This is a genomic window from Advenella faeciporci, from assembly GCF_014652395.1.
Taxonomy (GTDB): domain Bacteria; phylum Pseudomonadota; class Gammaproteobacteria; order Burkholderiales; family Burkholderiaceae_B; genus Advenella; species Advenella faeciporci.
Genome location: NZ_BMYS01000040.1, coordinates 1 through 6,153, shown reverse-complemented (window position 1 = coordinate 6,153; position 6,153 = coordinate 1). Strand labels below are relative to the sequence as shown.

Sequence of the window (6,153 nt, the reverse complement as noted above, 5' to 3'; positions counted from 1 at the left end):
TGCTTGAAGCTATTCGCTTCAAGCCGCTCTTGGGTAACTTCAATTGCCTGCTTTTTTTAGCCATGTTCAACTGTCAATCAAAGCCGCTTATTATCTCAAAAAATGCTTAACTTAATGGCAGTGACGCGGAGCATGGGAACGAGAGGAGTGCCGCACCTGCATGGGGACGAGGCCCTGGCTTTAAGCCCCCTACACCTGCCCCATGGATTCTTTCAGTCGCTGCACAATACCCTGCAAGCGCGGACGGACTTCATTAAGTAAAAAATCGGCAGACAAGCTAAAGGAAGGCCCGCCGCAGCTAAGCGCCATGATCGGGTAATTGGGGCCCAAATTCACACCCACCGCAATCGCATTCACGTCTTTTAACCAATCGCCAAAAGAACACGTGCAGCCCAGGCGCTCATAATCCTGCATCGCCTGGTTAATGCCGGCAATAATCGCTTCACTTGACTGCTCATCCAGCTCTTGCACACGTTCAATTATCTCACTGCGCTCAGCCTGGCTGGCTTCGGCCAGATACGCCCTTCCCATGGAGGACGTGGCGATGGGAATACGGGCACCCACATCAAGACTTAGCGTAAGCGCCGAGCGGCTGCGGCAGTTTTCTATATATAGCATTGAAAGCCGGTCACGGGCGCCCAGCGTTACCATACCCTGGGAAAAATCGGCCACCTCTTGCATCAGCGGACGTGCCAACTGGCGAATATCCAGTTTGGCCAGCATACCCACCCCTAACGACAAGGTTGCCATACCCAAACGGTATTTTCCACTGGATTCATCCTGGGTTAAATAACCCAATTTAATCAGCGTGGAAGTAAGCCGTGAAACCGTTGACTTGGGCAAACCGCAACGCTGCGCAATTTCCTGGTTGCTGAGCACCTTATTACCCGAACGGAAACAGGCCAGGACCTCAAGGCCACGGGCCAGGGCGGTCACAAAATGGCGGTCATCTTTGTATTTTTGTATTAGCGAATCAGTCAGGCTGACTGAGCTGTTGGAAAGTTTGGATAATGTCATGTTCTTTTATTTATAATCAGGAAATAATTGGCCTTGGCAAACACGGGAAAACATGGGCATAAGCCCAGCATTAGCCCAGCGCCACTGCCCTGAAATTTTACCAAATGCTACCACACGGCAACAATAATGAAAACATATTTTGCAATGCAGAATTAAAGGGATTTACGCTAAAACCCCTTCAAGCATTTTGAACTTCATCTCATCCGATTAAGGCATTCACTAAAACTGATTAGCGCAAGGCCAGGCAAACCGTTAAAATCAGTGATCGGAATAGGACATCAAGCAAGCCAGGTACTTGATTTTATCATTGCTTCTGCCCTATTCTATACCGCATTGCAAAACAACAACTTGATTTTGAGGCATCTCCAATGACAAACCCTATCGTTGAAAAACTTCACCAGCAAATGACACTGCCCGTTATTTGCTCTCCCATGTTCATCGTTTCCAGTCCCGCACTGGTTATTGAACAATGTAAAAGTGGTGTCATTGGGTCTATGCCCGCATTAAATGCCCGCCCTGCGGAACTGCTTGATGACTGGCTGGCCCAAATCAGTGAAACCCTGGATGATGTACGCAACAAAGAACCCGGTCGCAAAGTGGCGCCTTACGCCATCAACCAGATCATTCACGCTTCCAATGACCGGCTTGATAACGACATGCAAACCTGCGCCAAACATAAGGTTCCCATGATCATTACCAGCCTGCGCGCCCCCGACGACGTGGTCAGGCACGTGCACGAGTGGGGTGGTTTGGTTTTTCATGACGTAACCACCATTCGCCACGCAGAAAAAGCCCTGGAAGCCGGGGTAGACGGCCTTATCCTGGTGGCCAGTGGTGCAGGCGGTCATGCCGGCAAGCTAAGTCCTTTTGCCATTTTGCCTGAAGTCCGCAAGTTCTTTGACGGACCCATCGCGCTTTCCGGTTCCATTACCACCGGCAGCAGCATTCTTGCCGCCCGCGCCCTGGGTGCGGACTTTGCCTATATAGGCACACGCTTTATTGCCAGCCACGAGGCCAATGCCGATGAGCGCTACAAAAAAATGATTGTGGAATCTTCGGCCAAGGATATTTTATACACCCCGTTTTTTACCGGCATTCCCGGCAACTATCTGACTCCCAGCATTATTGCATCGGGCCTGAATCCCGAGAACCTGACCGAAGAAGAAAAACTGGCCACCAACTTTGGCTCTACCCGCGTCAAACCCTGGAAAGATATTTGGGGCGCAGGCCAAGGTGTGGGCAGTATTGATTCGGTTGAAAGCACGGCCGACATCGTAAAAAACATGAAACAGGAATACGAAGCCGCCCGTCAGCGCATCATGGCCGAGCTGTAACTTTTATGCCTCTGCCCTTCACCCCCCCCGTCATTCATACCCCTGGCGAAGAACTCATGACGCAAACTGTTTTGCTTTCCGAACACAATAAGGTGCTAACGATCACGATTAACCGCCCCGAGCGGCGCAATGCCCTGGATACGGCCACCTATGCCGCCCTTACCCGGGCATTTGAATCGGCCACCGGGCGCAACGACTTGCACGCGATTATTCTGCAAGGCGCACAACAGTACTTTACCGCTGGCAATGACCTGCGTGATTTCCAAAGCAGGCCCGAAGGCGAAAGTGCCGGCCTGCGTTTTTTAAGGGCCCTGGTTAACACCGATATTCCCGTGATTGCCGCGGTGGAAGGCGCCGCAATTGGCATTGGTGTTACCATGCTAATGCATTGCGATTTTATTATTGCCGCCAGCGACACGATTTTCCGGATTCCTTTTGTACCCTTGGGGTTATGCCCCGAAGGCGCTTCCAGTGTACTATTGGCACAGTATGTAGGTATCCGCAAAGCCAACGAGTGGCTGTATCTTGGCCAGCCTTTTACAGCACAAGAAGCCTTAGAGAGCAAATTCATTAACGAACTGGTTGCTCCGGGCGAAACGCTGGACAAAGCAAGTAAAATTGCAAATACCATGGCCGCACAGTCTTTGTTATCATTAAAAACCACCAAGTCCCTGTTGAAAAGGACTTTAACCCCGTTAATTAACGAATCCCTTGACTGCGAACGTGAAGCCTTTATCAAGTGCCTAGTTTCTGACGAGGCACAGGCTGCATTCCAGCAATTTTTTACTAAACCAGAGAAGTTGAAATCATGATTAAAGATCAAGAAACCCAGACATTATTAGAGGACAGCCTTCGTCGTTTTATTAACGAAGTACTTGTCCCGGCCGAGGAGCAAGTCGCGGAAACTGATCAAATCCCCGCGGAAATCATTGAACAAATGAAAGAACTGGGCCTTTTTGGCCTGACCTTGCCCGAAGAGTACGGCGGCCTGGGTTTGACCATGGAAGAAGAAGTGCGGATTGGCTTTGAACTGGGCCAAACCTCTCCTGCTTTCCGCTCATACATTGGTACCAACAACGGCATTGGCGGTTCTGGAATTGTGATTGACGGTACGCCCGAACAAAAAGAAAAATACCTGCCACGCATGGCTGCCGGTGAGTTGATTGGCTCTTTTGCCCTGACCGAGCCCGAAGCCGGTTCAGACGCCGGTTCACTGCGCACCACAGCGGTCCGTGATGGCGATTTTTATGTATTGAATGGCACCAAACGCTATATTACCAACGCTCCACATGCCGGCATTTTTACAGTCATGGCACGCACTTCCAGCGAGATCAAAGGTGCAGGTGGCATTTCCGCTTTTATCGTGGAAGCCAACACACCCGGTTTGTCATTGGGCAAAATTGACAAGAAAATGGGCCAGAAAGGCGCTCATACTTGTGACGTTATTTTTGAAAACTGCCGTATTCCTGCCAGCCAGCTGATTGGTGGCGTGGAAGGCGTTGGTTTCAAAACAGCGATGAAGGTGCTGGATAAGGGTCGCCTGCATATTTCTTCTATTGCAACGGGTGCCGCCAAACGTATGTTGCGTGACGCACTGAATTATGCCAAAGATCGCAAGCAGTTTGGCCAGCCTATTGCCAATTTCCAGCTGGTGCAAGGCATGCTGGCAGACAGCAAAGCTGAAATTTATGCGGCTGAGTGCATGATTCTTGATGCGGCCCGTCGTCGTGACGCAGGCGAAAATGTATCCGCCCTTGCTTCTTGTGCGAAGTATTTCTCTACCGAAATGTGCTGCCGCGTGGCAGACCGTGCGGTGCAGATTTTTGGCGGTGCGGGTTATGTGTCAGAGTACGGTATTGAACGCTTCTATCGTGACGTTCGTTTGTTCAGGCTGTATGAAGGCACTTCTCAGATCCAGCAAGTTATTATTGCCAAGGATTTGATCCGGAATGATTCCATCTGATTCTGATTGGAGGTATCAACCAGTTTGGATGCACTAAGATTAGATGCACCAAGCTGATCGGATGCACCAAGCTGTTTTAGATACCCTAAGCTGATTAGATGTTGATGCGCAGTCTGAGACTTAATGTCCAGACTGCGTTTTCCATTCCCCTCCCGTGGAGGGGTGGCAGGCGAAGCCTGACGGGGTGGTTGCATAAAAATAAGGCAATCAAACGAAGCAACGGGGTGGTTGCATAAAACAATAAGGCAATCAAACGAAGCCACAAGGTGGTTGCATAAAAAATGAAGCAATCAAACGAAGCCACAAGGTGGTTGCATAAAAAATGAGGCAATCAAACGAAGCCACAGGATGCTGTCATAAAGCAATGGGTTGATTGAATAATTTCCAGGCGGATGTTTTCCTGAATTCTATTTTAATAGCGGTGTGGAAAGTGCAGCCCCCTTTGCTCTGACGCCGCTACGCGCCGAAGTCGCTGCAGGGGACTGCACTTGTCACACCTTTTGCCTGTTTTAGAAAGAAATGTTTGTACCCGTTTTCGGGTAACTAAAAACAAGGCAGCACAACAAATATGGATAATACCATCCAGTCTTCAGTTTGCTGGCAATGGATTTTTAACATACAATCAAATAACAGGAAGCCAAAATATTTTCAGGTATCAGGGTGCTTTTCCTTGCGGGATACCTATCCTGCTTAGCACATTTAACCCACATTTATAGGAGATTACCATGCGTACATTTAACCGTGCAAAGCAATTCTGTGAATTTGTGGGCAAGAAGCTTATGTCAACTGAACAAGCTTCCTCATTTAAAAATGATGTCCTTATTTTGGATAAAGACGGAAGTATGCGCCTGAATTATAAAAATGAAAAAGTTCAAAAAAACATTAAGGAACACCTGAAAAGCCTGGAAAAAATCAATTTAAAAGGCCGTTAAGTGGCCTTAATTCTTGTCCTGATTATTCTGGTTTTAGGGTACAGGTATTGCACAGCAATTCCTGTTCAACAAGCCATATTAAAAAGAAGCGCTGGCTGGGAGTCATATGTATTATTAGGTCATCATGGCATAACCATTATTTTTCAAGGTTTGCTTGCCTTTCTTATTTTTGTGATATTTGGATATGTCTTAACTGTAACTCTTGCCCTACCCAAACTGGCATTTACACTAGAAAATTATGATCCCATTAATTGGTTTACAGAACTAATATGGTTTAAACAAATTGCACAGATTGATGTCTGGATGGCAGGTGTCATACTTTTTTCAATGGTGATGTGCCAGCATAAAATTAATCAAGATAAGAAAAAACAGGCGGAAATGTACAATTGGACATCGCAATTAAGAAATCTGGATGCAATACTTGATATCGTAATTTATGCTTCCTCTGAAATCAAACCAGTAAAAATATCCTTGAAATCCAGAAAAGTCTATGTTGGTGTTATCGTTAGTGAACAGTTCGAACACATTGACTCAGACAATATAGTCATCATCCCCTATCTGAGTGGACACAGGGAAAAAGATACTTTAGTCGTTAATTTTGATCATAACTACCTTGAAGTATATAAGAAAAACAGCAACAATAATCGCGAACCACAAACAGATACCACCTTCCCGGTAGACATGAAAGAGTTTAAATGTGTCATCCGATTAAATGAAGTTGAAAGTATTTCGTTATTCGATTTTAAGTATTATCAAGACTTTCATCACGAAGAAAAATAAAGAGCCTGTAAATAAAACTGTGTAAACCGTCTATCATTACACCCACACAGGGAAAAGGATAGATCACATGGACAAAAAGAAACTGGAAGCGTTTGCTCGCGAGGCAGCTAAAGGCTTGAAGACCGAA

General features: G+C 47.0%; 6 protein-coding genes. 5 read left to right on the top strand and 1 reads right to left on the bottom strand.

The annotated features are described in order from the left end of the window. Positions 1 to 189 precede the first annotated feature (189 nt). Entirely contained in the window at positions 190 to 1,017 is an 828-nt protein-coding gene (locus IE074_RS14620; RefSeq protein ID WP_189386184.1) for an IclR family transcriptional regulator, read from the bottom strand. A 368-nt stretch (positions 1,018 to 1,385) separates the two neighbouring features. On the opposite strand from IE074_RS14620, the gene IE074_RS14615 reads away from it, so the two are divergent. The 5 genes from IE074_RS14615 to IE074_RS14595 all read left to right on the top strand — a co-directional run bounded on the left by IE074_RS14615 (position 1,386) and on the right by IE074_RS14595 (position 6,026). Further along, entirely contained in the window at positions 1,386 to 2,351 is a 966-nt protein-coding gene (locus IE074_RS14615) for an NAD(P)H-dependent flavin oxidoreductase (RefSeq protein WP_189386183.1), read from the top strand. Positions 2,352 to 2,407: 56 nt separating this feature from the next. Beyond that, positions 2,408 to 3,163: an enoyl-CoA hydratase/isomerase family protein gene (locus tag IE074_RS14610; RefSeq protein WP_189386182.1), complete on the top strand. Its 756-nt coding sequence runs from the start codon at positions 2,408 to 2,410 to the stop codon at positions 3,161 to 3,163. Further along, on the top strand, positions 3,160 to 4,314 hold the full coding sequence (locus tag IE074_RS14605) for an acyl-CoA dehydrogenase family protein (protein ID WP_189386181.1): 1,155 nt from the start codon (positions 3,160 to 3,162) through the stop codon (positions 4,312 to 4,314). Before IE074_RS14610 ends, IE074_RS14605 begins: the two co-directional genes overlap by 4 nt. 725 nt (positions 4,315 to 5,039) lie before the next feature. After that, on the top strand, positions 5,040 to 5,246 hold the full coding sequence (locus IE074_RS14600) for a hypothetical protein (protein ID WP_189386180.1): 207 nt from the start codon (positions 5,040 to 5,042) through the stop codon (positions 5,244 to 5,246). Next, positions 5,247 to 6,026 (top strand): hypothetical protein, encoded by a 780-nt coding sequence (locus IE074_RS14595; protein ID WP_189386179.1) that lies wholly within the window; start codon positions 5,247 to 5,249, stop codon positions 6,024 to 6,026. The last annotated feature ends 127 nt before the right edge of the window (positions 6,027 to 6,153 follow it).